Origin of the sequence: Prescottella sp. R16 (genome assembly GCF_030656875.1) — a bacterium.
GTDB lineage: Bacteria > Actinomycetota > Actinomycetes > Mycobacteriales > Mycobacteriaceae > Prescottella.
Genome location: NZ_CP130943.1, coordinates 2,705,276 through 2,727,385 on the forward strand (window position 1 = coordinate 2,705,276; position 22,110 = coordinate 2,727,385).

The following is a 22,110-nucleotide window of genomic DNA, read 5'->3' on the forward strand; positions in this document are numbered from 1 at the left end:
ATGCCGATGTGCTGTCGTCGACGCCTGCCCCGTCCTCCCGTCCCCGTTCCGTCCGCGCGGCCGCGGTCGCGATTCTCGCGATTCTGCTGATGCCGCTGCTCGCAGGCTGTCTGCGGGTGCAGGTGACGATGGGTGTGTCCACCGACGACAAGGTGTCCGGGCAGATCGTCGCCGCCACGGTTCCCAAGGACGAGAACGACAAGGGTCCGCAGCTCACCCCGCCGGACTCGCTCGCGCCGCGGATCCGGGTGGAGGAGTACCGCAAGGACGGCTATGTCGGTACGCAGGCGTTCTTCAGTGATCTCACGTTCGGGGACGTCAACGACCTCGGTTCGATGTACGGGCAGACCGGTGGCGTACTGCAATTGGCGTTGCGACGGGCCGGTGACCAGGTGACCCTCGACGGCCGGGTCGACCTCGAGGACATTCCCGCGCAGGGCACCGACGTGCAGTTCACGATCGCGTTCCCCACCCGCATCACCACCACGAACGGTGTCCGCAACGGCGATTCGACGGTCACCTGGACGCTGCCCGCCGGCGACGTCAGCACCCTGCACGCCGAGGTCCGCTACCCGGACCCGCGGACCCGCAGCTTCGCCGGCTGGGCGGGCATGGCCGGGGGTGTGGCCGTCGCGGTCGCGGTGATCGTCGGGGTGATGGCATGGCGTGGACGCAATCCCGCACCGCGTCCCGCGCAGGCGGAGACGGAGGCTACCGACGACGCGACCTCCGAGACCGTCCGGCACTGACCCGCGTGACCGCCGTGCCCCACCCGTTCGGTGTTGCGGTGCGCGCCGGTGCCGCCCTGGCACTCGCCGGGGTCGTCGTCGCCGTGGCCAACGTCGTCGCGCTGCCCCGGCTGCGGCCGCGCGGCGACACGGTCACCGAGCCGGTGACGGTGATCGTCCCGGCCCGTGACGAGGCCGACCGGATCGCCGCGCTCGTCGCGGACCTGCGGGCCCAACGTGGTCCGACGGCACTGCGGATCCTGATCGTCGACGACGATTCGGCCGACGACACCGCGGCGATCGTGGCCCGCGCGATCGACGGAGACGACCGTTTCACCCTGATCCGTACGACGGGGCCGCCGACACCGGGATGGCTCGGCAAGACCGCCGCGTGCGCGCGTGGCGCGGATCATGCTGCCCGGCAGGCGGATCCGGGCCGGCCAGGGGTGCTGGTCTTCCTCGACGCTGATGTCCGGACCCACCCGGATGCGGTCGCGGCCGCGGTGGCCGAGTTGCGGCGGCGGAACGCCGCACTGCTGTCGGCGTGGCCTCGGCAGGTTGCGGTCACGGCCGCGGAACGGCTGGTCCAGCCGCTGCTGTGCTGGTCGTGGTTCGCGAGCCTGCCGGTCGCGGTCGCGCACCGCAGCCGCCGCCCGTCGATGGCAGTCGCGTGCGGCCAGTTCCTGGTGTTCGACGCCGCCGCCTACACCCGGGCGGGCGGGCACGCCACGGTCGCGGGCGCGGTCACCGAGGATCTCGCGATCGCGCGGGCACTGCGGCGGCGGGGCGAACGCACCGTGGTGGCCGCGGCCGGTGCGGTGGCGTCGTGCCGTATGTACACCGGGGCCGGCGCGGTGCGCGACGGCTACACCCGCTGGTTGTGGTCCGCGTACGGCTCGCCTGCCGGGTCGGCCGCGGTGTCCGCGGTCGTCGCGCTCGGATACCTGTTGCCGCCGGTGGCCGTCGTGGTGGGACGCGGACGGATCCGCCGGTGGGCGCTGGCCGGGTACGGTGCGGCCGTGGCGTCCCGCGCGGCGGCGCGGGCCGTCGAAACCGGGCGGCGGCCCGGGCTCGGGGACGTCGTGGACGCCGCGGCCCACCCGCTGTCGGTGGCCGGGTATCTGTATCTGACCGCTGCGTCGCACGTCGGCCGGCGGCGTGGCCGGCTGCGGTGGAAGGGTCGAGGAGTCGGCTGACGGTCTCCGCTCAGGCGGTGGCCGCCGCGGGCGTCGACAGTCCCAGGTTGGCGAGGACCTCGCTCGTCGCCCGCGCGAAGTTGAGGGTGATGAAGTGCAGGCACGGTGCGCCCTCGGAAATCAGCCGCTCCGCCATCTCCGTCGCCACCTCGATACCGACCTCGCGCACGGCTGCCCGGTTCTCCTCCGGGCCGTCGCCCGCGGCCCGCACGAGACGTTCCTCGAGCGCCACCGGCAACCGTGATCCCGACAGCTCCAGGCTGCGCCGCGCCGACCTCAGCGACGTGATCGGCATGATCTCCGGGATGATCGGCTTCGCCCCCTGCTCGGCGTCGAACGCGACGACCCGGTCCCGCAGCCGCAGGTAGTCGTCGACGTCGAAGAACATCTGGGTGATCGAGTACTCGGCACCGGCCCGCAGTTTCTGCACCAGGTACTTCGTGTCGTGCTCGAGATCCGGGGCCCGGTAGTGCCCCTCGGGGAACGACGCGACACCGACGTGGAAGTCGCCCATCGCCCGGACCAGCCGGACCAGTTCCTCCGCGTACTCGACGCCGTCGGGATGTTTGACCCAGTCGCCGAGCGGATCGCCCGGCGGATCACCGCGCAGCACCAGGATGTTGCTGATGCCGCGATCCGCGTACGCCCCGCACATCGCCCGCAGCTCGTCGATGCTGTGTCCGACCGCCGTGAGGTGCGCGACCGGCAGCAGCGTCGTCTGATCGGCGATCTCCCCGGTCACCCGCACCGTTCGGTCCCGCGTCGAGCCGCCCGCGCCGTACGTCATCGACACGAACGCCGGATTCATCCGCTCGAACGCGCGCACCGCACGCCACAATCGAGCCTCGGCCGCCTCGTCACGCGGCGGCGAGAACTCGACCGAGAACGGGATCCGGTTGCTCCCGGAGTCCGCCGAAGAACGAATACGGTCCACGATCGAAGGGGTCTGGGTCACCCAACCTGCGCTGCTGCGCCCCCGAACGGCATCGAATGTCACGCACCCAGCATAGGTTGACCTGCGTCACCCGACCTCATCGTGTCGCCCGAATGGTCCGGGTAGGTGGGTGCCGGGCGGCGTCTAAGGTGGGGCCAGATGTAGTCCCACTGCATGTCGCGATCACCTTGGAGGCAGTCCTGTCCCCCCGCCCCGCTCCGTCCGTCCCGCCGCTCACCGATCTGGTCGAAGCATCGCTGCGGGAGTTCTTCGCGTCACGCGCCGACACGGTTCGTTCCGTCGGCGGCGGCTACCCGGACGCCGTCGCAGCGTTGGAGAGTTTCGTGTTGCGTGGCGGGAAGCGGGTCCGTCCCGTCTTCGCGTGGACGGGCTGGCTCGGGGCCGGTGGTGATCCCGACGGTCCGCAGGCGGCCGCGGCGCTGCGAGCGGCCTCGTCCCTCGAGCTGGTGCAGGCCTGCGCGCTGGTGCACGACGACATCATCGATGCATCCACCACCCGCCGAGGTTTCCCGACCGTGCACGTCGAGTTCGCCGGCCGGCATCGTGCGAACGGCTGGAACGGTGACGCCACCGGGTTCGGTCACGGTGTCGCGATCCTGCTCGGGGATCTCGCACTCGCGTGGGCCGACGACATGATCCGCGACTCCGGGCTCGATCCGACGGCGTCGGCGCGGGTGTCCCCGGTGTGGTCGGCGATGCGCACCGAGGTGCTCGGCGGCCAGTTCCTCGACATCACCGGTGAGGTGAGTGCCGACGAGTCGGTCGAGGCCGCCCTGCGGGTGAACCGGTTCAAGACGGCCGCGTACACGATCGAGCGACCCCTGCACCTGGGTGCGGCGATCGCGGGGGCGGACGCCGCCCTGGTGGACGCGTACCGGCGATTCGGCACCGACATCGGGATCGCGTTCCAGTTGCGTGACGATCTGCTGGGTGTGTTCGGCGATCCGGAGGTGACCGGCAAGCCGTCGGGTGACGATCTGCGGGCCGGGAAGCGGACGGTGCTGTTCGCGGTCGCACTCGCGCGGGCCGACGCCACCGACCCGGCCGCGGCCGCGGTGCTGCGGGACGCGATCGGGACGGACCTGTCGGAGACGCAGGTGGAGCGGCTGCGGTCGATCATCACCGAGTTGGGTGCCGTCGACGACGCCGAACGGCGGATCACCGACCTCACCGACAACGCGCTGGCCGTCCTGGACGCCAGCACCGCCACCGACGACGGCAAGCGCCTGCTGCGGGAGATGGCCGTGGCCGTCACCCGGCGGAACGCCTGACGTCGTGCGGACCGTGCGGGGCGCGACCGACCACATCGTGGTCGTCGGCGCCGGGTTGGCGGGGTTGTCCGCGGCCCTGTACCTGCGGGGTACCGGCCGGGACGTGACGGTCCTCGAACGCGACGACCGGCCCGGCGGCCGGGTGGGCGTGTACGACGACGCCGGATATCCGATCGACAACGGGGCGACCGTGCTGACGATGCCGGAGCTGGTGCGCGATGCTTTGGCCGCCGTCGGCGCGGACACCGAGTCGACGACGCCGCCGCTGCGCCTGCACCGGCTCGAACCGGCGTACCACGCCCGGTTCGCGGACGGTTCGACGATCGACGTGCACTCCGATCCGGAGAAGATGGCGGCCGAGGTCGCGCGGGTGTGCGGTCCCGGTGAGGCCCAGCGGTATCGCCGGTTGCGCCGCTGGCTGGCGCGGGTGTTCGACGCCGAGTTCGACACGTTCATCGACGCGAACTTCGATTCGCCGCTCGATCTGCTGTCCACCCGCCGATCGGCGGCCGACCTGGCCCGGCTGGTCGCGGCGGGCGGGTTCGGCCGGCTCGGCGGCCAGGTGGCCCGACGGATCAGCGATCCCCGGCTGCGCCGTGTGTTCACGTTCCAGGCCCTGTACGCGGGCGTGGCGCCGGCGAAGGCGCTCGCCGTCTACGGGGCGATCGCGCACATGGACACGTCGCTGGGGGTGTCGTTCCCCGAGGGTGGTATGCACACGATCGCGGCGTCGATGGCGGACGCCTTCACCACGGCCGGTGGCCGGCTGCATCTCGGTGCCGACGTCGTCCGGATCGAACGGGACTCCGCGCGGGCCGACGCACGGGCCCGGGCCGTGCACACCGCCGACGGCCGTGTCTTCGCATGCGACGCACTGGTGCTGACCCCGGACCTGCCGGTCGTCGACCGACTGCTGGCGACGCGGCGGCCCCGCCGATTACGGATCTCGCCGTCCGCGGTGGTCCTGCACGGCACGGTGCCGCGGTCGACCACGGCCCGGTGGGGCGCGCCGCACCATCACACGATCGACTTCGGTGACGCGTGGGAACGCACATTCACCGAGATCACCGCACCGCGGGGCCGGGGCCGGCTGATGAGCGACCCGTCGCTGCTGATCACCCGGCCCGCGGTCACCGATCCGGGCCTGGCGATCGTGCGCGACGGCGTCGACCACGAACCGCTGTCGGTGCTGGCGCCGTGCCCCAACCTCGACAGCGCCCCCCTGGACTGGACCGCACTGGGCGGCGCGTACCGCACGGAACTGCTGCAGACCCTCGAGTCCCGCGGCTACCCGGGCATCACCACCGACTATCGCGTCGATCACATCGACACCCCGGCCACGTGGGCCCGGCAGGGCATGGCCGCCGGCAGCCCGTTCGCGCCCGCACACGTGTTCCGTCAGACCGGCCCGTTCCGGCGCCGGAACATGGCGTCACGCACGACGAACATCGTGCTCGCCGGCTCGGGAACCACCCCCGGTGTCGGTGTCCCGACCGTCCTCGTCTCCGGGAAACTGGCCGCGCAACGCATCTGCGGGCAGGCCTTTGCCGGAGATTCACCGACGACCCACTAAACTGACTCTCCGTCCCATGCCGTCCGACCGCCACGACACCGTCGGACACCGCCGTTCGATCCTTCCGGGGGAGGAACCTGCACCGATGTCGGCCTCTTCCGTATCCGTCGGCACCACCACATCCGTACGCACTGCGACCGATCCACGGTCCCGGCTGCGCACGAGCGCCGACTATCTGCGCACCCCCGCCGGGCACGCGTCGCTGCTCGGCTTCCTCGGTGCCGCGATGATCACGTTCGGCGGGTTCGGGGCCGGCAGCGTCCGGCGTCACGATCCCCTGCTCGAGGAGATGCGGCTGTCGTGGCTGCGGTTCGGGCACGGCTACGCGCTGTCGACGATCGTCGTGTGGGGCGGTGTGCTGGCGATGATCGCCGCATGGGTCCGGTTGGGCCGCATCGCACTCCGTGGCGACGTCGGACTGCGCGGCGTGCTGTGGACGGTCCCGGTGTGGACCGCCCCGATGCTGCTGGCGGTCCCGATGTTCAGCCGGGACGCCTATTCGTATCTGGCGCAGGGCGCGCTGCTGCGGGACGGCTTCGACCCGTATGCGGTCGGCCCGGTCGTCAACCCGGGCCTGCTGCTCGACAACGTCTCCAACGTGTGGACGACGACGACCGCACCGTACGGTCCGGTGTCGCTGCTCCTCGGGCAGGGCATCACGACGATCACCGGGGACAACGTGGTCGCGGGCACGATGCTGCTGCGACTGGTGTTCCTGCCCGGTCTGGCGCTCATGATGTGGGCGTTGCCGCGGCTGGCCCGGCAGCTCGGCGGCGATCCGACGATCGCGGTGTGGCTCGCGGTCCTCAATCCGCTGGTCCTGATCCATCTGATCGGGGGCGTCCACAACGAACTGCTCATGGTCGGGTTGATGGTCGCCGGCATCACGCTCGCACTCGACCGCAAGCATCTGGCCGCGGTCGCGGTCATCGCGCTCGGTGTCGCCGTGAAGGCCATGGCCGGTATCGCGCTGCCGTTCATCGTGTGGATCTGGATGATCCACGAACGCGACCGGGCCCTCTCCGAGGGCCGCGAACCGGTGTCTCCGCTCGCGTCGTTCACCCGGACCGCCGGAACCGGGGTCGCGGTGTTCGCGGCGATCTTCGCGGCGGTGTCCGCGATCGCCGGAGTCGGTCTCGGCTGGCTGACGGCGCTGTCCGGGTCCGCGAAGATCATCAACTGGCTGTCGCTGCCGACGATCCTGGCGCACATCGTCACGGTGGGCACCGGCTGGTTCACCGGGCTGCGATCGGTGGATGCGGGTTCACCGGTTCTGGGGGTGACGCGCACGATCTCCGCGGTCGTCCTCGCGAGTCTGCTGGTATGGATCTGGTGGCGGTTCCGCAAGACGGAGCGGGACGCGGTGATGGGCATCCTCGTCGCCCTGGTGGCGATCGTGATCCTGTCCCCGGCCGCACTGCCGTGGTACTACTCGTGGCCGCTCGCGATCGCGGCCGGTTTCTCGATGTCGACGCGCACCCTGCAGATCCTCGTCGGCCTGTCGACGTGGCTGATGCTGGTGTTCCAGCCGGACGGGTCGATCGGCCTGTACACGTTCGTCCACGTCGCGCTCGCCACGTTCGCGGCCGTCGTCGCCGCGGTGTCGCTGAAGGTGGTCGATCCGCTGCGGCTGCGGGCGGTGTCCGATCGGGCGGCAGCACCGGCCCCGGAACCGATTCCGGAACCGGTCGCGTCGGCCGCGTCGGAGCGGACCGCGTCGCCACGGTGACCGTTCCCCGTCCGGCCGACGATCTGGCGTCGGCGTACGAGCAGTGCCGCCGGATCGCCGCCGAACACGGCCGCACCTACTATCTGGCGACCCGGCTGCTGCCGGCCGAGCGTCGGCCCGCCGTGCACGCCCTGTACGGGTTCGCGCGGGTCGTCGACGACATCGTCGACGTGGCACCCGACGGCGGGCAGTCGGAGGCGCTGGACACCGTCGCGGCCCGGTTCGAGTCCGTGCTCGCCGGCCGTCCGGTGGACGATCCCCGGACGGGACCGGTTCTCGCGGCGCTCGCCGACACGATCGACCGGTACGGGATCGACGTCGCCTACTTCCGCGCGTTCCTCGATTCGATGCGGATGGATGTTCCCGGGTCGCCGTCGTTCCGGGCGGGTTACCCGGATCTGGCGGCGCTGCGGGAGTACATGTACGGGTCGGCCGCGGTGATCGGGTTGCAGATGCTGCCGATCCTCGGCACCACGGTTCCGGTCGCGGAGGCGCAACCGTATGCGGCGGCGCTGGGGGAAGCGTTCCAGCTCACCAATTTCCTGCGGGACGTCGGTGAGGATCTCGGCCGCGGCCGCGTGTACCTGCCCGCCGACGAGCTGGCGGCGTTCGGTGTGGATGCAGGTCTGCTGCGGCACTGCCGGGCCACCGGGACGACGGATCCGAGGGTGCGGCGGGCGCTGGCGCATCTCGTCGCGCTCACCCGTGACGTCTACCGCCGGGCCGAACCCGGGCTCGAGATGCTCGAGCCGCGGGTCCGGCCGGGGCTGCGGGCCGCGTTCGTGCTCTACCGCGACATCCTCACCGAGATCGAACGTGACGGTTACCGGGTGCTGGACCGTCGGGCGACGGTGCCGCGACGCCGCCGTGTGGCGGTCGCGGTGCCGTTGCTCGCCCGGTCGGTCCTGCGCACCGGATAGCCCCGGACGGATCCGGTTCCGGGTCAGAACGCCATCGACTGGGCGCGGCGGACCACTTCGCGGGCCTGGTCGGTGTGCATCGCGTCGATCGGGGTGCCGGTCAGGGAGTCGTCCTCGGTGAACAGCCACTGCAGGATCTCCTCGTCGGCGAATCCACCGTCCCGCAGGACCGTGATCAGCCCCGACAGGAGCCGGACCGGCTGCCCGTCCTCCCCGAAGAAGGCTTCCGGGACACCGGGAACCCGGTCCCGCTTGACGGCGATCAGACGGTGGTCGCGCAGCAACTGGTGCACCCCGGTGATCGGGATACCCATCCACTTCGACACGTCCGGCAGCTGCAGCAGCGGAATCGACCGGTCCAACACGTCATCGCAGTAAGGGAGTGCACTCACTCCCGCTACGTTATCGGGTCCCGCCGCGTCCTTCGACCACCACCACCGTCTGCCGCACCTCGCGGAGTCGGGGTTGTCCGGGCGGCTGACTACGATCGGGGGGAATCTGTATCCGTCGAGACGAGGGGCTCGGGCTTGAATCCAGGAGGTCGAGGGTTGATCGGTGTGGTGCTCGAACGGCGCTATCGCATCGACGCGCCCATCGCTCGCGGTGGCATGTCCACCGTGTACCGCGGCATGGATCTGCGGCTGGACCGGCCGGTCGCGATCAAGGTGATGGATCCGCAGTTCGCGGCGGACCCCCAGTTCCTCGCCCGTTTCGAGTTCGAGGCCCGCGCCGTGGCCCGGCTCGCGCACCCCGGCCTGGTGGGGGTGCACGATCAGGGCCGCGACGGCGAGCACGTGTTCCTGGTGATGGAACTCGTCGAGGGCGGCACCCTGCGGGAGTTGCTCCGCGAACGCGGCCCGATGCCCCCGCACGCCGTGGCCGCGGTGGCCCGCCCGGTACTCGAGGCGCTCGCCGTCGCACACCGGGCCGGACTCGTGCACCGCGACGTCAAACCCGAGAACGTGCTCATCTCGCACGCCGGCGACGTCAAGATCGCCGATTTCGGTCTGGTCCGGGCGATCGCGGCGTCGAACACCACGTCCCGCAGCGTCATCCTCGGCACCGCGCAGTATCTGTCCCCCGAGCAGGTCACCACCGGGACCGCGGACGCCCGCAGCGACGTGTACGCCGCAGGTGTGCTGATGTTCGAGATGCTCACCGGTGCCACCCCGTTCACGGGCGACACGTCGCTGTCCATCGCCTACCAGCGGATCGACAACGACGTCCCGGAGCCGAGCAGCCTCATCGACGGGGTGCCCCCGGCGTTCGACGAGCTCGTCGTCCGCGCCACCGAACGCGACCCGGGCGACCGGTTCGCCGACGCCGGCGCCATGGCGGCCGAACTGCGCTCGGTGAGCGCCCGACTGCAGTTGCCCGAGTACCGGGTGCCGGCGCCGCGGCGTACCGCTCCCCCCACGCCACCCCCCGCCTCCCCCCCTGCCGCAGCGCCCACGGCCGCGACCACACGGGTACCGACCGGGCCGGCATCGGCGTCCCCCGAGAGCACGACGCCCCGGGGAGACGCGACGACCGTGCTCGCGACAGCCTCCGATCCCGGTTCCGGCGTCCAGCACACCAAGGTCGTCACGACGATGACCCCACGGCCCGCGCTCGAGTCCGAGGCCGTGCCCCCGCCCGAACCCCCGCGGCCCTTCGGCGCCGGGCCGGCGCGACTGCACCGGTCCCGCCGCACCGTCGTGGCGTGGCTGCTGGTGGTGCTGCTGCTCGCGGCCGCGGTCGGTTTCGGCGGCTGGTGGCTCGGGTCGGGCCGCTACATCGCGATCCCGGTGATCGACGGGCAGGACAAGGCCACGGCGACCGCCACCGTCGAGGCGGCCGGGCTGAGCGTCGACACCGTCGGCCGCTACTCCGACACCGTCGCGGCCGACGCCGTGATCGGCACCGACCCCGATGCGGGCGCGGAGGTGACCCGCGGATCGTCGATCAGTCTGCTCGTCTCCCTCGGCCGACCGGCCGTCCCCGAGGTTCCCGGCCGCGGTGACGCCGCCGCCGTCGAGGCGAGCCTGAAGGAACGCACGTTCGAGCCCGTCGACGGCGGTGAGACGTTCAGCGCCCGCGTCCCGGTCGGGGCGATCGCCGCCCTCGACCCCGCCCCCGGCACCGTGCTGCCCGTCGGCTCGCAGGTGCGGATGCTCCGCAGCAAGGGCGCCCCGCCCATCGACGTCCCCGACGTGTCGGGCATGTCGGAGGACAAGGCCCGCAAGGCTCTCGACAAGGCCGGGATCACCGTCCGGGAGGTGCAACTCGTGTTCGACGCCGGCGTCGACGCCGGGGACGCGATCGGCACCGACCCGGCGACCGGTGCCAGCGTCACCGCCGGCACCAGCGTCGTGCTGAAGGTGTCCAACGCCGTGAAGGTGCCGTCGATGCTGGGCCGCTCCGTCGGCTCCGCGAAGAACGAACTGGACCGCCTCGGCCTGCCCTACGAGGTGCGTCAGATCATCAGCTCCGACCGCTCCCTCATCGTCTCCCAGGATCCGAGCTCCGGATCCCGCGTCGCCCCGGGCACCACCGTGACGCTCACGTCGCTGCTCTGACCGTGTGCTCGGCTCACAGCCGAAGGGACCCTTCGGTCGCCCGGGGCGATCGAAGGGTCCCTTCGGCTGTGGCGGCGGGAGTGCCCCGCCGGCGGGTGGAGTCGGAGATCAGCCGCGCAGCATTTCGGCGACGAGGAACGCCAGCTCGAGGGACTGCTGGGTGTTGAGGCGCGGGTCGCAGGCGGTTTCGTAGCGGCCGGACAGGTCGAGGTCGGAGATGTCCTGGGCGCCGCCGAGGCACTCGGTGACGTTCTCTCCGGTGAGTTCGACGTGGATGCCACCGGGGTGGGTGCCGAGCCCGTTGTGGACCTCGAAGAAGCCCTGGACCTCGTCGACGATGCGGTCGAAGTGGCGGGTCTTGTAGCCGGTGGTGGCCTCGTGGGTGTTGCCGTGCATGGGGTCGCACTGCCAGATGACCTGGTGGCCGGTGGCCTGCACCTTTTCGATGATGGGGGGCAGCAGGTCGCGGACCTTGCCGTTGCCCATGCGGGAGATGAGGGTGAGGCGGCCCGGCTTGTTGGTGGGGTCGAGGCGTTCGACGTATTCGACGGCCATGTCCGGGGTGGTGGACGGGCCGATCTTGAGGCCGATGGGGTTGGACACGAGCTCGGCGAACGCGATGTGCGCGCCGTCGAGCTGGCGGGTACGGTCGCCGATCCACAGGAAGTGGGCGGACAGGTCGTACAGCTTGGGGTGGTCGCCGCTGTCGTCGAGACGCAGCATCGCGCGCTCGTAGTCGAGGACGAGGGCCTCGTGGCTGGCGTAGATCTGCGCGGACTGCAGGTTGGGGTCGGTGACCCGGCACGCGTCCATGAACTTCAGGCCGCGGTCGATCTCGGCGGCGAGGGCCTCGTAGCGGGCACCGGCCGGCGAGTTGGCGACGAATTCGCGGTTCCAGTCGTGCACGCGGTGCAGATCGGCGGTGCCGGAGCCGGTGAGGGCGCGCACGAGGTTCATGGCGGCGCTGGCGTTGGCGTAGGCGCGCACGAGCCGCGACGGGTCGTGGGCACGGACGGCCTCGTCGGCGACGATCGAGTTGACCATGTCGCCGCGGTACGACGGCAGTCCGAGGGCGTCGGTGTTCGACGAGCGCGGCTTGGCGTACTGGCCGGCGATGCGGGCGACCTTGACGACGGGCAGGCTGGCACCGTAGGTGAGCACGACGGCCATCTGCAGCAGGGTGCGGATGTTGCCCTTGATGTGCGGTTCGGTGTTGTCCGCGAAGGTTTCCGCGCAGTCACCGCCCTGCAGCAGGAAGGCTTCACCACGAGCCACTTCGGCGAGCCGCGCGGACAGCGCCTCGACCTCGCCGGCCACCGTGATCGGTGGCACGGATTCGAGGACGGTGCGCATGGCCGCGGCCTGGTCGGCAGGCCACTGCGGCTGCTGGGCCGCCGGCTTGGCGAGTGCGGCGTCGAGCTGATCGCGCATCACGGCGGGCAGCGGCGGCAGTTCGGGCAAGCGATCGATCGGAACATCGACAGTCCAGTTCACGACTACAGGATATTCTCCTCGTCACATCCGGGGCCGAGAAGGCTCCCATTCACAAAGACCACCCCCGGGAGCCCCGGCTCACCGCAGTCGGCGGAACGCCTCGATCGCGTCGAACTTCGCAAGGTTGTGGCGGGCGTCGGCGAGGGCGTCGTGGGCGTCCTCGGGGACCGGCGGCAACGGCGGGCAGCCGTGGAATTCCCAGTGCTGACGCAGTTCGCGGGTGTAGCGCGGCATGCTCGACGGCAGTTCGGTCATCGCCCCGAACAGCTGGCACAGCGCGACGTGGTCGTATGCGGCGACCCACGCCCACAGTTCCGGTTCGATGCCGGGGCGCGGGATCAGGAACGCCATGAGGTCGTCCCGGATCCGGGTACGCGACTTCCACAGCGGCGACGACGGCGGCGGCAGTTTCGGCAGGACGTTGCGGCGCACCCAGCGTCCGGCACGGTCGGGATCGAACTCGGTGGAGACGGCGTAGAACTCGCGGCCGTCCTCGCACACGACGCCGATCGAGACGAGCTCGATCGTGCGGCCGTCCTCGATGAATTCGCAGTCGTAGAAGTAGCGCACCGTGGGAGCCTATGCTCCCGTTCAGCGGGCTACTCCACACGGGAGCCCCGGTTCGGGGCAGGATGGTTCGGTGCGCACCCCCTCCCCCGATACTGCCGATCGACCGTCCGACACCGGGCGGCCGGTGCCGTCGTGGTGGCAGTCGCCGTTCGGAGCCGTGGCCCGGGTCGTGATCGCGGCGGGCGCGTTGTTCGGCGCGACCTTCTACCTGATCGGGATTCCGGGGCTCCGCGACGTCGGCCTCCACTACCGCATCGACCTCGACGTGTACCGGCTCGGGGGCGCGGTGTTCGCGGAGGGAGGCCCGCTGTACGGGTCGCTGCCGAAGACGGCGTCGGGTGATTCGCTGCCGTTCACGTATCCGCCGCTCGCGGCGGTGGTGTTCTCGCCGATGTCGGCGATCTCGCTGGACGCCGCCGGGGTGGTGTTGACGGTGCTGACGGTGCTGGCACTGTTCGCGTCGCTCGCGCTCACGCTGGCGTCGATCGGGGTGCGGGTGCGCACGATGCTGGCGTGGACGGCGCTGGCGGCGACGGCGGTGGCGTTCACGCTCGAGCCGGTGCGGTCGACGTTCGACTACGGGCAGGTCAACATTTTGTTGATGGCGTTCGTGGCGGCGGACTGCCTGCCGAAGCGGACGCCGTGGCCGCGGGGGCTCCTGATCGGGTTCGTGGCTGCGGTGAAGCTGACACCGGCGGTGTTCGTGCTGTTCTTCCTGGTGCGCAGGGACGTTCGGGCGGCGGTGACGACCGGGGTGAGTTTCGTGGCGTTCGGCGCGATCGGGTTCGTGCTGACCCGCGCCGACTCGTGGCAGTACTGGACGGAGACGCTGTTCGAGTCGAACCGGATCGGGACGCCCGCGTATCCGGCGAATCAGAGCATCACCGGCATGCTGGCCCGCCTCGGGGTGGACGAGTCGCTGCGCAGTGTGCTGTGGCTGGGTCTGAGTGTCGTGGCGCTCGGGGTCGCCGCGATCGCGATGCACCGCGCGTTCGCGGCGGGGGCGACGGCGCTCGCGCTGTGCGTCAATGCGCTGTTCGGGCTTCTCGCGTCTCCCGTGTCGTGGTCACACCACTGGGTCTGGGTCGCCCCGCTCCTCACGCTCACTGCGGTCGAGGCATACCGGCGTCGCAGCGCGCTGCTCGGGGCCGGCGTCGTCGTGAGCTGGCTGCTGTTCGTGATCGCCCCGCACTGGCGGCTCGGGCCGGGCCGCTGGGACGGGGCCGGATGGCCGCTGTGGGACCAGTTCCTCGCCTCGTCGTACGTGTGGTGGGCGGTCGCCGTGATCGTCGTGGTCGCGTGCGGGGCCGGGCTCGGTCGGCGGCGTGCCGACCGGCCCGACGACGCCGTCGCGCAGCCGGTGCCGGTGTCCTGATCCGGCCTCGATCGGCGTCGGCGCACGGTCACGCCGGAGCTGCACGTCGACGACGGTCACCGGATCGTCCGGTGGTGACACCACTTTCGGTTCGGTCAGCTCACCTGGGTGTCGGGGATCCTGGCGGCGTCACCGGCCGGAGCCTCCGGTGCCGGGTCCTTGAGGGTGGCGGCGTAGATGTCGACGTACTCCTGGCCCGACAGGCGCATCAGCTTGTACATGACCTCGTCGGTGACGGCGCGTTCGACGAACCGGTTGCCGCCCATGCCGTCGAAGCGGGAGAAGTCGATCGGCTCGCCGATACGGATGGTCACCTTGGCGGGCTTCCACAGGCGCGACCCGATCGGGTTGACCTTCTCGGTACCGATCATCGCGACGGGGATGACCTTGACGCCGGATTCGAGGGCGAGCCGCGCCATACCGGTCTTGCCCTTGTAGAGGCGACCGTCGGGCGAGCGGGTGCCCTCCGGGTAGATGCCGAGGAGCTTGCCCTGACCCAGGACCCGCAGGCCCGCGTCGAGAGCGTCCTTCGCGGCCGACGCGCCGGTGCGGTCGATCGGCACCTGCCCGACCGCGGAGAAGAACCACTTCTGGAAGGCGCCCTTGGGGCCGCTGCCGGTGAAGTACTCGCTCTTGGCGAGGAACGTGATGCGCCGCTTGACCCGCAGTGGCAGGAAGAACGAATCCAGCACGGCCTGATGATTACTGGCGAGAATCGCCGGTCCGTCCAGTGGAATGTTCTCGGCGCCTTCGAGTTTCGGCCGTCCGAGGAGCCACAGCTGGGGGCCCAGCAACACGTACTTGAACAGCCAGTACCACATGTTGTCCTTCCGGCCCCGGGGCTTGTCTCTGTCCAAGACTGTACTCAGCAGTCTCGGCAGCTGCCACACCGCACCACCGCGTCCCCGGGGACGTGCCCGAGACTCGCCGCGGTGTGCCCGCGGCATGTTCGAGGACGGCGGGAACACCGTCCGACGTGCGTCAGAGCACGGCCCGGGCCAGGTCCGCGGCACCGATCACGGCCGCCGATTCCCCGAGCAGGGTGTGCCGGATCCGGGCCAGCGGGCGGTGACCGGAGCCGGTGACCAGCCGCGCGTAGTGCTCGCGGGCGTCGTCGAGGAACAGCGGCGCCGAACTGCCGGCGCCCCCGCAGATCACGACGAGATCCGGGTCGAACACGTCGGACACGGTGGCCAGGCCCACACCCAGCCACCTCGCGAAGTCGGCGAACGTCGCCAGCGCCAGCGGGTCGCCGTCGGCGGCGGCCGCCGCGATCCGGCGGCCGGTGAGTGCACCGGGGTCGACCGCGACGGCGCGCGCCAGGACGGTCGACTCCGAGGGGTCTGCGGCCAGCAGGTCCAGGGCCGTCTCGACGAGTGCGGTGCCGCTGCAGTACCGCTCCCAGCAGCCGCGTTTGCCGCACGCGCACGGCCGGCCACCGGGGACGACCTGCAGGTGCCCGAGTTCCGGTGCCACCCCGAAACTTCCGCGGTAGAGCCGACCGTCGATCAGCAGGGCCGCGCCGATACCGGTGCCGATCGCGACGACGACCACGTTGCGCCCGCCGGCCGCGGCCCCGAACCGGGACTCGCCCCAGCCGGCGGCGTTGGCGTCGTGTTCGAGGACGACGGGCAGCCCGAGCCGCTCGGCGAGAATGCGGGCGACGGGTGCGTCCACCCACGGCAGGTGCGGCGCGAATCGCACCGTCGTGCGGTCCGAGTCGACGAATCCGGCCACGGCGAGGCCGACGGCCGCCACCGGGTGCCGCGCGGCGAGTTCCCGGACCGCGCGTTCGATACCGCGTTCGAGGGCGTCCGCGGACTGGGGTGTCGGCGCACGCACCGAGTCGAGCACCTCGCCGCCGGAGTCGACGACCGAGGCGCGGATGCTGGTGCCGCCGACGTCGATCCCGACGGTCGGCGGATCCGGGTGCGGAGCGTTCACGTCCTGATCGTCACATCGATCGGCGCGAACACCGACCGGGGCGGTACCGGATCGCCGTCGGCGGGAGCGGCCGGCGAACCCGCGGCCGCGGTGCGCTCGTGGGCGTCGCGCATCTCCCGCAGTGCCGCGATCAGGGTCGACGCCTGTCCGGCCACGAGGGTCACGAGATCGTGCTGCTCTCCGCGGACGAGGGCCGCCAGCGCACACAGGGGACACCACGAGCAGCTGCTGCAGCCGCCGGAACCGTCGGCGGTCGCGGCAGATCCGGCGGCCTGCTGCGCCTTCGCGAGGATCGGGTCGAGACGGTCGAGGACCGTGTCGGCGAGCGCCCGCAGCTCGGCGATCAGTTCGGCGTGCTCCCCCGTCACTGTGGCCACACCGCCGGATCGGGGACGAACCGCACCACCAGGTCGGTGCCGTCGAAGTCGGCCCCCGTCACGGTGCAGCGCCGCAGCACCGATGCCAGCCGTATGCGACGCCGTCGGCCGTCGGCCCCCACCAGCAAGTCGTCCTCCACTCGTCCCAACGTCAGTGTTCCCGGGTCGACGACCGGGAGGTGCATCCGCATGGCGTACACCGATTCCACGTCGCCCGAACCCGATTCCCGCGTCACCCGCACCGACGGTTCGGCTGCCGCCGTGCCGGCCGGGTCGACCGGATCCACCGGGTCGCCACCGGCCTCGGGGTACACCGAGGCGGCGAGAGCCGCGAGAGCGTCCCACCCTATCGGTTCGGTTCCGGCCCGTGCGGCGGCGAGGACCGGAGCCGCGTCCACCCTGCTTTCGGCCATCGGATCGTCCTGGCGCGCACTGTTGTTCATGATCACGGCGTCGACCCGCAGGCCCGTGAGGGCGGCCGCGGACAGCACACGTCGGGTCTCCGCGGCCGCAATCCGTCCCGGCGCCGACACGACGCGCAGCGCCGTCCGGTCCCGGTCCGCGAGCAGCCGCGCGGCGGCATCGGCGCCGTCGACCACCCGGTCGACCAGTGCGGCGGCGAACGCCGCCCGGGGATCGGAGGAGGTCGCGGCGGCGACCCGGCGGTGCTGCGGCCACAGCCGCTCGACGTATCCGGTGACCGTGCCCGGCAGGGCCAGTGTGCGCAGCGCGTCGGCCGTGGGGGGACAGTCCACGACGACGACGTCCCAGCGCCCCTCCCCCGCGAGCCGGACGATCTCCCCGAGGCCCAGGAGGTCCTCGACACCGGGCAGCCCGGTCAGTTCCTCCGGCGCCAGATCGGTGAACCGGTCGCCGTGGTCGTGGCTACCGGCGACCGCGAGCAATGCGATCAGGCCGCGGTACCGCTGTTCGAGCAGTCCGAGGGTGTCGATCTCGACGGCGTCGAGCCCGCCCCCGATCCGGGTCTCCGTACCGCGTCCGACCGGTCGATCGAGCACGTCGGACAGTGCGTGCGCCTGATCCAGTGAGGCCAGCAGCACCCGCCGGCCCGCCGCGGCGAGGGCGACAGCCGTGGCCGCGGCCAGCGTCGTCCGGCCCGCACCGCCCTTGCCGACGAACAGCCGGACCGCGGCCCCCGGGCTCGCGGCGCTCAGCCCTCCACCCGCTTCTTGAGCTCCTCGAGGGCGGTGCCGGTGATGACCTTCTCCGCCTTCCGTTTGAACAGGCCGATCATCGGGATCGTCAGGTCGACGGTCAGCTCGTAGGTGACGCGTGTCGATGCCCCGCCACCCTCCGAGCTCTCGGGCTCGAGCACATACGAGCCGTGCTGCGCCTTCTGGATCTCCCCGGACACGAGGTCCCACTCGACCGACAGCCCGTCGGGCGCCCACCGGTACCGCAGCACGTACGTGTCCTTGACCATGCCGGCGTCGAGCACGAACCGCACCTGCTCGGCCCGTCCGTCGGTGCCGGTCGCGAGGACCTCGACGGACTTGGCTGCATCCACCCACTCCGGGTAGGCGGCGAAGTCGGCGATCACGCCCATCACGTGTTCGGCGGGTGCGTCGACGGTGATCGACCGCCGGGTCTTCTCGGCCATGCCTCGGACGCTTCCTTTCAGAACGAACGGATGCGGTGGTGCCGCACCCGTCCATCACACACGAACCCCCGGGCACCGCACAATTCTCTCCGTGCCCCTCTCCGTGCCGCTGCGGCCTCTACGCGGCGGGCGGTTCCCCCGCCGGGCGCCCCGACTCGAGCTGCCGTTTGATCTCGAACGTCATCTCCTTGCCGGCGACCCGGCGGGCGTGGTTCATGCCGGCCAGGTCGAGGGACGCCAGATTCTGCGGGCTCACCCCGGTCGGTTCGGCGTGCAGGAAGTAGTGCACGACGGTGCCGTCCATCACCGGTTCGAGCCACACTTCCATCGTGCCCGTCAACGGTCCGGCGACGGTCCAGCGGATTCCCTTCTCCCCGCGGTCTTCTCGGACGTCGAGGGCGAGGTCCGGCCACCAGGCCCGCCACCGCGCGCGCACGGACACACGGGCGGCCACCTTCTCCGGGGCTGCGGCTACGAACGTCTGGTCGGCGACCTGAATGCTGCTCACTCCCACAGCTTCACACACCGGCCCCGAGGCCGGTGACCCGGATTACACTGGACGACGGTCCACTTCCCGGCCACCGAGCCGACGGCAGTGCCGCACGTCACTCTGCGGCGGTCTATCGTGGGGACCAGCAAAACTTACTCGTCAGTATTTTCAGTGCCGGAGGTTGTCGTGCCCGAGTTCAGCGTTCCTGCCACCTTCACGATCCCGGAGGACGCGTCCGCAGTCGACTCCGTCTTCGAGTTCGCAAAGACGAAGCCCGGCCACATCGTCTACCGGCGCCTCGTGAACGGCACCTGGACCGACGTGAACGCGCGCGACTTCGCCGAGCAGGTCACCGCGGTCGCCAAGGGCCTGATCGCCCGCGGCGTGCGTCCGGGCGACCGGGTTGCGCTCATGTCGGCGACCCGCTACGAGTGGCCGCTGCTCGACTACGCGATCTGGGCCGCCGGCGGTGTCACGGTGCCGATCTACGAGACGTCGTCCGCCGAGCAGGTGCGATGGATCCTCGAGGACTCGGCCGCGGTCGGGCTGATCGTCGAGACCGCGAAACATTCGGCGACCGTCGCCGACGTCGCCGCGGCCGCACCCGAACTGCGCGCGGTCCTGCAGATCGACCCGTCCGGCACCGATGCCGGAGCCGTCGCGATCCTCACCGCGGACGGCGCCGACGTGTCCGACGACGACGTGCAGACCCGGGTGCGGGACCTGAAGTCCGCCGACCCGGCCACGCTCATCTACACCTCCGGCACCACCGGGCGCCCCAAGGGCTGCCAGCTCACGCACTCGAACCTCATCGCCGAGTCGAAGGGCATCGTCGCCTCGACCCTCGGCGGCCTGCTCACCCAGCCCGGCGTGAACACACTGATGTTCCTGCCGCTCGCGCACGTGCTGGCCCGCGCGGTGTCGATCGCCGCGTTCGACGCCGGCGCCGCCCTCGGGCACACGAGCGACATCCCCAACCTGGTGCCGACGTTCGCCGAGTTCCGGCCCGACTTCATCCTGTCCGTTCCGCGCGTCTTCGAGAAGGTGTACAACACCGCGCGGCAGAAGGCGCACAACGAGGGCAAGGGCAAGATCTTCGACATCGCCGCCGCCACCGCCGTCGAGTGGAGCGAGGCCCAGGACACCGGTGGTCCCGGTCTGCTGCTGAACATCAAGCACGCGATCTTCGACAAGCTCGTCTACTCGAAGCTGCGGGCCGCACTCGGCGGGAAGTGCCAGCTCGCGATCTCCGGTGGTGCACCGCTCGGCGCGCGGCTCGGGCACTTCTTCCGCGGCCTCGGCGTCACCATCTACGAGGGTTACGGCCTCACCGAGACGACGGCCGCGTTCGCCGTCAACACGATCGGCAACCAGAAGATCGGCACCGTCGGGAAACCGTTGGCCGGCAATGCCGTCCGTGTCGCCGACGACGGCGAGATCCTGCTCCGCGGCCCGGTCGTGTTCGGCGGCTACTGGCGCAACGAGGCCGCGACGGCGGAGGCGATCGAGGACGGCTGGTTCCACACCGGCGACCTCGGCACCGTCGACGCCGACGGCTACATCACGATCACCGGCCGCAAGAAGGAGATCATCGTCACCGCCGGCGGCAAGAACGTCGCTCCCGCACAGCTCGAGGACCATCTGCGGGCGCACCCGCTGATCAGCCAGGCCATCGTCGTCGGCGATCAGAAACCGTTCATCGGTGCCCTCATCACGATCGACGCCGAGGCCCTGCCCGGGTGGAACGAACGCAACGGCAAACCGTCCGCCACCACGGTCGCGGACCTGCTCGCCGACGCCGACCTCGTCGCCGAGATCGACGCCGCCGTCGCCGAGGCCAACAAGCTGGTCTCGCACGCGGAGTCCATCAAGAAGTACCGCATCCTGCCCGTCGACTTCACCGAGGAGACCGGGGAACTCACCCCCACGATGAAGCTCAAGCGGAACGTCGTGCACACGAGCTTCGCCGCCGACATCGAGAAGATCTACGCCGGATAGCCGACCTCGTCCCGCCCGGACCGAGGCATGCAACGTAGTTGCAACCGTCCGGGTGGGACGCTCGTCGCGAGGTGTTCCCACACGTCGGGGGTGGGAAGACCTCGCGCGTAGCGGTGCTCGAGCCCCACGTCGGGGGTTGGGCTCGGGCACCGCGGACGCCGATCAGGCCAGCAGCGCGCGCAGACGCGCGCCGAGCACGTCCCACCGCCAGTGCCCCTGCACCCACTCCCGCCCGGCCGCACCCATCGCGGCTGCCCGCGCCGGGTCCGCCAGCACGGCGATCACCTTCTCGGCGACATCCTCCACCGACGTCCCGTCCACCACGAACCCGGTCTCGCCCTCGACCACCGTCTCCGGTGCGCCACCGGAGTTCCCGGCGACCACCGGGACGCCGGACGCCGACGCCTCCAGGAACACGATGCCCAGTCCCTCGACGTCGAGTCCGCCGCCGCGGGTGCGGCACGGCATCGCGAACACGTCCGCGATCGTGTGGTGCGCCGCGAGTTCCGCGGCCGGCACGCCGCCGGTGAACACGACGTGGTCGGCCACCCCGCACTCCCGGGCCAACGCGTGCAGTCGCTCCGCGTACGGGCCGCCGCCCACGATCACCAGAACGGCGCCGTCGATGCGGCGCCGGATCGACGGCAACGCCCGGATCAGCTGGTCCTGGCCCTTGCGGGGGACGAGCCGGGACAGGCACAGGATCGTCGGCCGGTCCCCCAGCCCGTAACGGGCACGCAGGTCGGCGCGGGCGGCCGGATCCGGCCGGAAGGTGTCCGGGTCGACGCCGGGCGGCAGATGCTCGAGCGCGGCGTCCGGACCGAACGCGGACGCGAACCGGCCCCGCGTGTACTTGCTCACGAACGTGACGACGTCGGTGTGGTCCCCGATCCGCCGCAGCGCCTGCCGGGCGCCGGGGATCATCGACCAGCCCACCTCGTGCCCGTGCGTGGACGCCACCACGTGCCGCGCTCCGGCCCTACGCACCGCGGGGGCCAGCAGCGCCAGCGGCGCCGCCGCCCCGAACCACACCGTGTCGCACTCGTAGCGTTCGACGAGCGTCGCGGCCCGCCGCGCGACGAACGGCGTCGGCAACATCAGTGTCGTCGGGTGCCGCACGACGTCGTACGACTGTTCGGCGTCGAAGCGGATGTGGCTGTCACCGCGCCAGCGGGGGGCGTAGACCACGAGCTCGTCGGCGGGCAACCGGCCGGCGAAAGTGTGCAGGTACGACTGGATGCCACCCGGCCGGGGCGGAAAGTCGTTCGTCACCAACAGGGTTCGACGCATGTGTCCACCGTAGGGTCCGGG

Annotated in this window: 20 protein-coding genes; 9 read left to right on the forward strand and 11 right to left on the reverse strand. The window is 71.2% G+C overall.

Going from position 1 to position 22,110, the window contains the following annotated elements:
* Nucleotides 1-11: 11 nt before the first annotated feature.
* Nucleotides 12-749: an LppM family (lipo)protein gene (locus Q5696_RS12680; protein ID WP_514131069.1), complete on the forward strand. Its 738-nt coding sequence runs from the start codon at nucleotides 12-14 to the stop codon at nucleotides 747-749.
* A gap of 5 nt (nucleotides 750-754) precedes the next feature.
* On the forward strand, nucleotides 755-1,924 hold the full coding sequence (locus Q5696_RS12685) for a glycosyltransferase family 2 protein (protein WP_305091705.1): 1,170 nt from the start codon (nucleotides 755-757) through the stop codon (nucleotides 1,922-1,924).
* A 10-nt stretch (nucleotides 1,925-1,934) separates the two neighbouring features.
* Here Q5696_RS12685 and metF read toward each other — a convergent pair whose 3' ends face one another.
* Nucleotides 1,935-2,879 carry a methylenetetrahydrofolate reductase [NAD(P)H] gene (gene metF / locus Q5696_RS12690; protein ID WP_305091706.1) on the reverse strand — a complete coding sequence of 315 codons (945 nt, stop codon included), beginning with the start codon at nucleotides 2,877-2,879 and terminating at the stop codon, nucleotides 1,935-1,937.
* 128 nt (nucleotides 2,880-3,007) lie between these two features.
* Here metF and Q5696_RS12695 point away from each other — a divergent pair, with 128 nt between their 5' ends.
* From Q5696_RS12695 to Q5696_RS12710, 4 genes are all read left to right on the forward strand, one after another.
* On the forward strand, nucleotides 3,008-4,150 hold the full coding sequence (locus tag Q5696_RS12695; RefSeq protein ID WP_370654781.1) for a polyprenyl synthetase family protein: 1,143 nt from the start codon (nucleotides 3,008-3,010) through the stop codon (nucleotides 4,148-4,150).
* A gap of 4 nt (nucleotides 4,151-4,154) precedes the next feature.
* Nucleotides 4,155-5,723: a phytoene desaturase family protein gene (gene crtI / locus Q5696_RS12700; protein WP_305091707.1), complete on the forward strand. Its 1,569-nt coding sequence runs from the start codon at nucleotides 4,155-4,157 to the stop codon at nucleotides 5,721-5,723.
* An 85-nt stretch (nucleotides 5,724-5,808) separates the two neighbouring features.
* On the forward strand, nucleotides 5,809-7,452 hold the full coding sequence (locus Q5696_RS12705) for an alpha-(1->6)-mannopyranosyltransferase A (protein ID WP_305091708.1): 1,644 nt from the start codon (nucleotides 5,809-5,811) through the stop codon (nucleotides 7,450-7,452).
* On the forward strand, nucleotides 7,449-8,372 hold the full coding sequence (locus tag Q5696_RS12710; protein ID WP_305091709.1) for a phytoene/squalene synthase family protein: 924 nt from the start codon (nucleotides 7,449-7,451) through the stop codon (nucleotides 8,370-8,372). Before Q5696_RS12705 ends, Q5696_RS12710 begins: the two co-directional genes overlap by 4 nt.
* A gap of 23 nt (nucleotides 8,373-8,395) precedes the next feature.
* On the opposite strand, the gene Q5696_RS12715 is transcribed toward Q5696_RS12710, so the two are convergent.
* On the reverse strand, nucleotides 8,396-8,764 hold the full coding sequence (locus Q5696_RS12715) for an Rv2175c family DNA-binding protein (RefSeq protein ID WP_305091710.1): 369 nt from the start codon (nucleotides 8,762-8,764) through the stop codon (nucleotides 8,396-8,398).
* Nucleotides 8,765-8,899: 135 nt separating this feature from the next.
* Here Q5696_RS12715 and pknB point away from each other — a divergent pair, with 135 nt between their 5' ends.
* Complete coding sequence (gene pknB / locus Q5696_RS12720) at nucleotides 8,900-10,930, forward strand: Stk1 family PASTA domain-containing Ser/Thr kinase (RefSeq protein WP_305091711.1); 2,031 nt, start codon at nucleotides 8,900-8,902, stop codon at nucleotides 10,928-10,930.
* Between the two features lie 108 nt (nucleotides 10,931-11,038).
* On the opposite strand, the gene Q5696_RS12725 is transcribed toward pknB, so the two are convergent.
* Nucleotides 11,039-12,424, reverse strand: a complete 1,386-nt coding sequence (locus Q5696_RS12725; protein WP_305091712.1) for a class II 3-deoxy-7-phosphoheptulonate synthase — start codon at nucleotides 12,422-12,424, stop codon at nucleotides 11,039-11,041.
* Nucleotides 12,425-12,502: 78 nt separating this feature from the next.
* Nucleotides 12,503-12,994: a polyadenylate-specific 3'-exoribonuclease AS gene (locus Q5696_RS12730; protein ID WP_305091713.1), complete on the reverse strand. Its 492-nt coding sequence runs from the start codon at nucleotides 12,992-12,994 to the stop codon at nucleotides 12,503-12,505.
* 124 nt (nucleotides 12,995-13,118) lie between these two features.
* On the opposite strand from Q5696_RS12730, the gene Q5696_RS12735 reads away from it, so the two are divergent.
* Nucleotides 13,119-14,369: a glycosyltransferase 87 family protein gene (locus tag Q5696_RS12735; protein WP_305095273.1), complete on the forward strand. Its 1,251-nt coding sequence runs from the start codon at nucleotides 13,119-13,121 to the stop codon at nucleotides 14,367-14,369.
* Nucleotides 14,370-14,464: 95 nt separating this feature from the next.
* On the opposite strand, the gene Q5696_RS12740 is transcribed toward Q5696_RS12735, so the two are convergent.
* From Q5696_RS12740 to Q5696_RS12765, 6 genes are all read right to left on the reverse strand, one after another.
* Nucleotides 14,465-15,190, reverse strand: coding sequence for a lysophospholipid acyltransferase family protein (locus Q5696_RS12740; RefSeq protein WP_305091714.1), 726 nt, complete (start codon nucleotides 15,188-15,190; stop codon nucleotides 14,465-14,467).
* A gap of 160 nt (nucleotides 15,191-15,350) precedes the next feature.
* On the reverse strand, nucleotides 15,351-16,313 hold the full coding sequence (locus tag Q5696_RS12745; protein ID WP_305091715.1) for an ROK family protein: 963 nt from the start codon (nucleotides 16,311-16,313) through the stop codon (nucleotides 15,351-15,353).
* The gene (locus Q5696_RS12750; RefSeq protein ID WP_305091716.1) at nucleotides 16,310-16,690 is read right to left on the reverse strand and encodes a hypothetical protein; all 381 of its coding nucleotides are present in this window, start codon (nucleotides 16,688-16,690) and stop codon (nucleotides 16,310-16,312) included. The genes Q5696_RS12745 and Q5696_RS12750 overlap by 4 nt, the downstream gene beginning before the upstream one ends.
* A complete protein-coding gene (locus Q5696_RS12755; RefSeq protein ID WP_370654926.1) occupies nucleotides 16,678-17,865 on the reverse strand; it encodes an ArsA family ATPase in 1,188 nt (395 codons plus the stop codon). The genes Q5696_RS12750 and Q5696_RS12755 overlap by 13 nt, the downstream gene beginning before the upstream one ends.
* Nucleotides 17,862-18,311: an SRPBCC family protein gene (locus Q5696_RS12760; protein WP_305091717.1), complete on the reverse strand. Its 450-nt coding sequence runs from the start codon at nucleotides 18,309-18,311 to the stop codon at nucleotides 17,862-17,864. Before Q5696_RS12760 ends, Q5696_RS12755 begins: the two co-directional genes overlap by 4 nt.
* A gap of 118 nt (nucleotides 18,312-18,429) precedes the next feature.
* Entirely contained in the window at nucleotides 18,430-18,819 is a 390-nt protein-coding gene (locus Q5696_RS12765) for a polyketide cyclase / dehydrase and lipid transport (protein WP_305091718.1), read from the reverse strand.
* 168 nt (nucleotides 18,820-18,987) lie between these two features.
* Here Q5696_RS12765 and Q5696_RS12770 point away from each other — a divergent pair, with 168 nt between their 5' ends.
* Complete coding sequence (locus tag Q5696_RS12770) at nucleotides 18,988-20,799, forward strand: AMP-dependent synthetase/ligase (RefSeq protein ID WP_305091719.1); 1,812 nt, start codon at nucleotides 18,988-18,990, stop codon at nucleotides 20,797-20,799.
* Nucleotides 20,800-20,961: 162 nt separating this feature from the next.
* On the opposite strand, the gene Q5696_RS12775 is transcribed toward Q5696_RS12770, so the two are convergent.
* Nucleotides 20,962-22,089, reverse strand: coding sequence for a glycosyltransferase family 4 protein (locus Q5696_RS12775; RefSeq protein WP_305091720.1), 1,128 nt, complete (start codon nucleotides 22,087-22,089; stop codon nucleotides 20,962-20,964).
* Nucleotides 22,090-22,110: the final 21 nt, after the last annotated feature.

Excerpts from the sequence above, each read along its gene's own strand:
- Q5696_RS12775 (WP_305091720.1), bottom strand. The coding sequence starts at position 22,089 with ATGCGTCGAACCCTGTTGGTGACGAACGACTTTCCGCCCCGGCCGGGT.
- Q5696_RS12705 (WP_305091708.1), top strand. The coding sequence starts at position 5,809 with ATGTCGGCCTCTTCCGTATCCGTCGGCACCACCACATCCGTACGCACT.
- Q5696_RS12760 (WP_305091717.1), bottom strand. The coding sequence starts at position 18,311 with ATGGCCGAGAAGACCCGGCGGTCGATCACCGTCGACGCACCCGCCGAA.
- Q5696_RS12740 (WP_305091714.1), bottom strand. The coding sequence starts at position 15,190 with ATGTGGTACTGGCTGTTCAAGTACGTGTTGCTGGGCCCCCAGCTGTGG.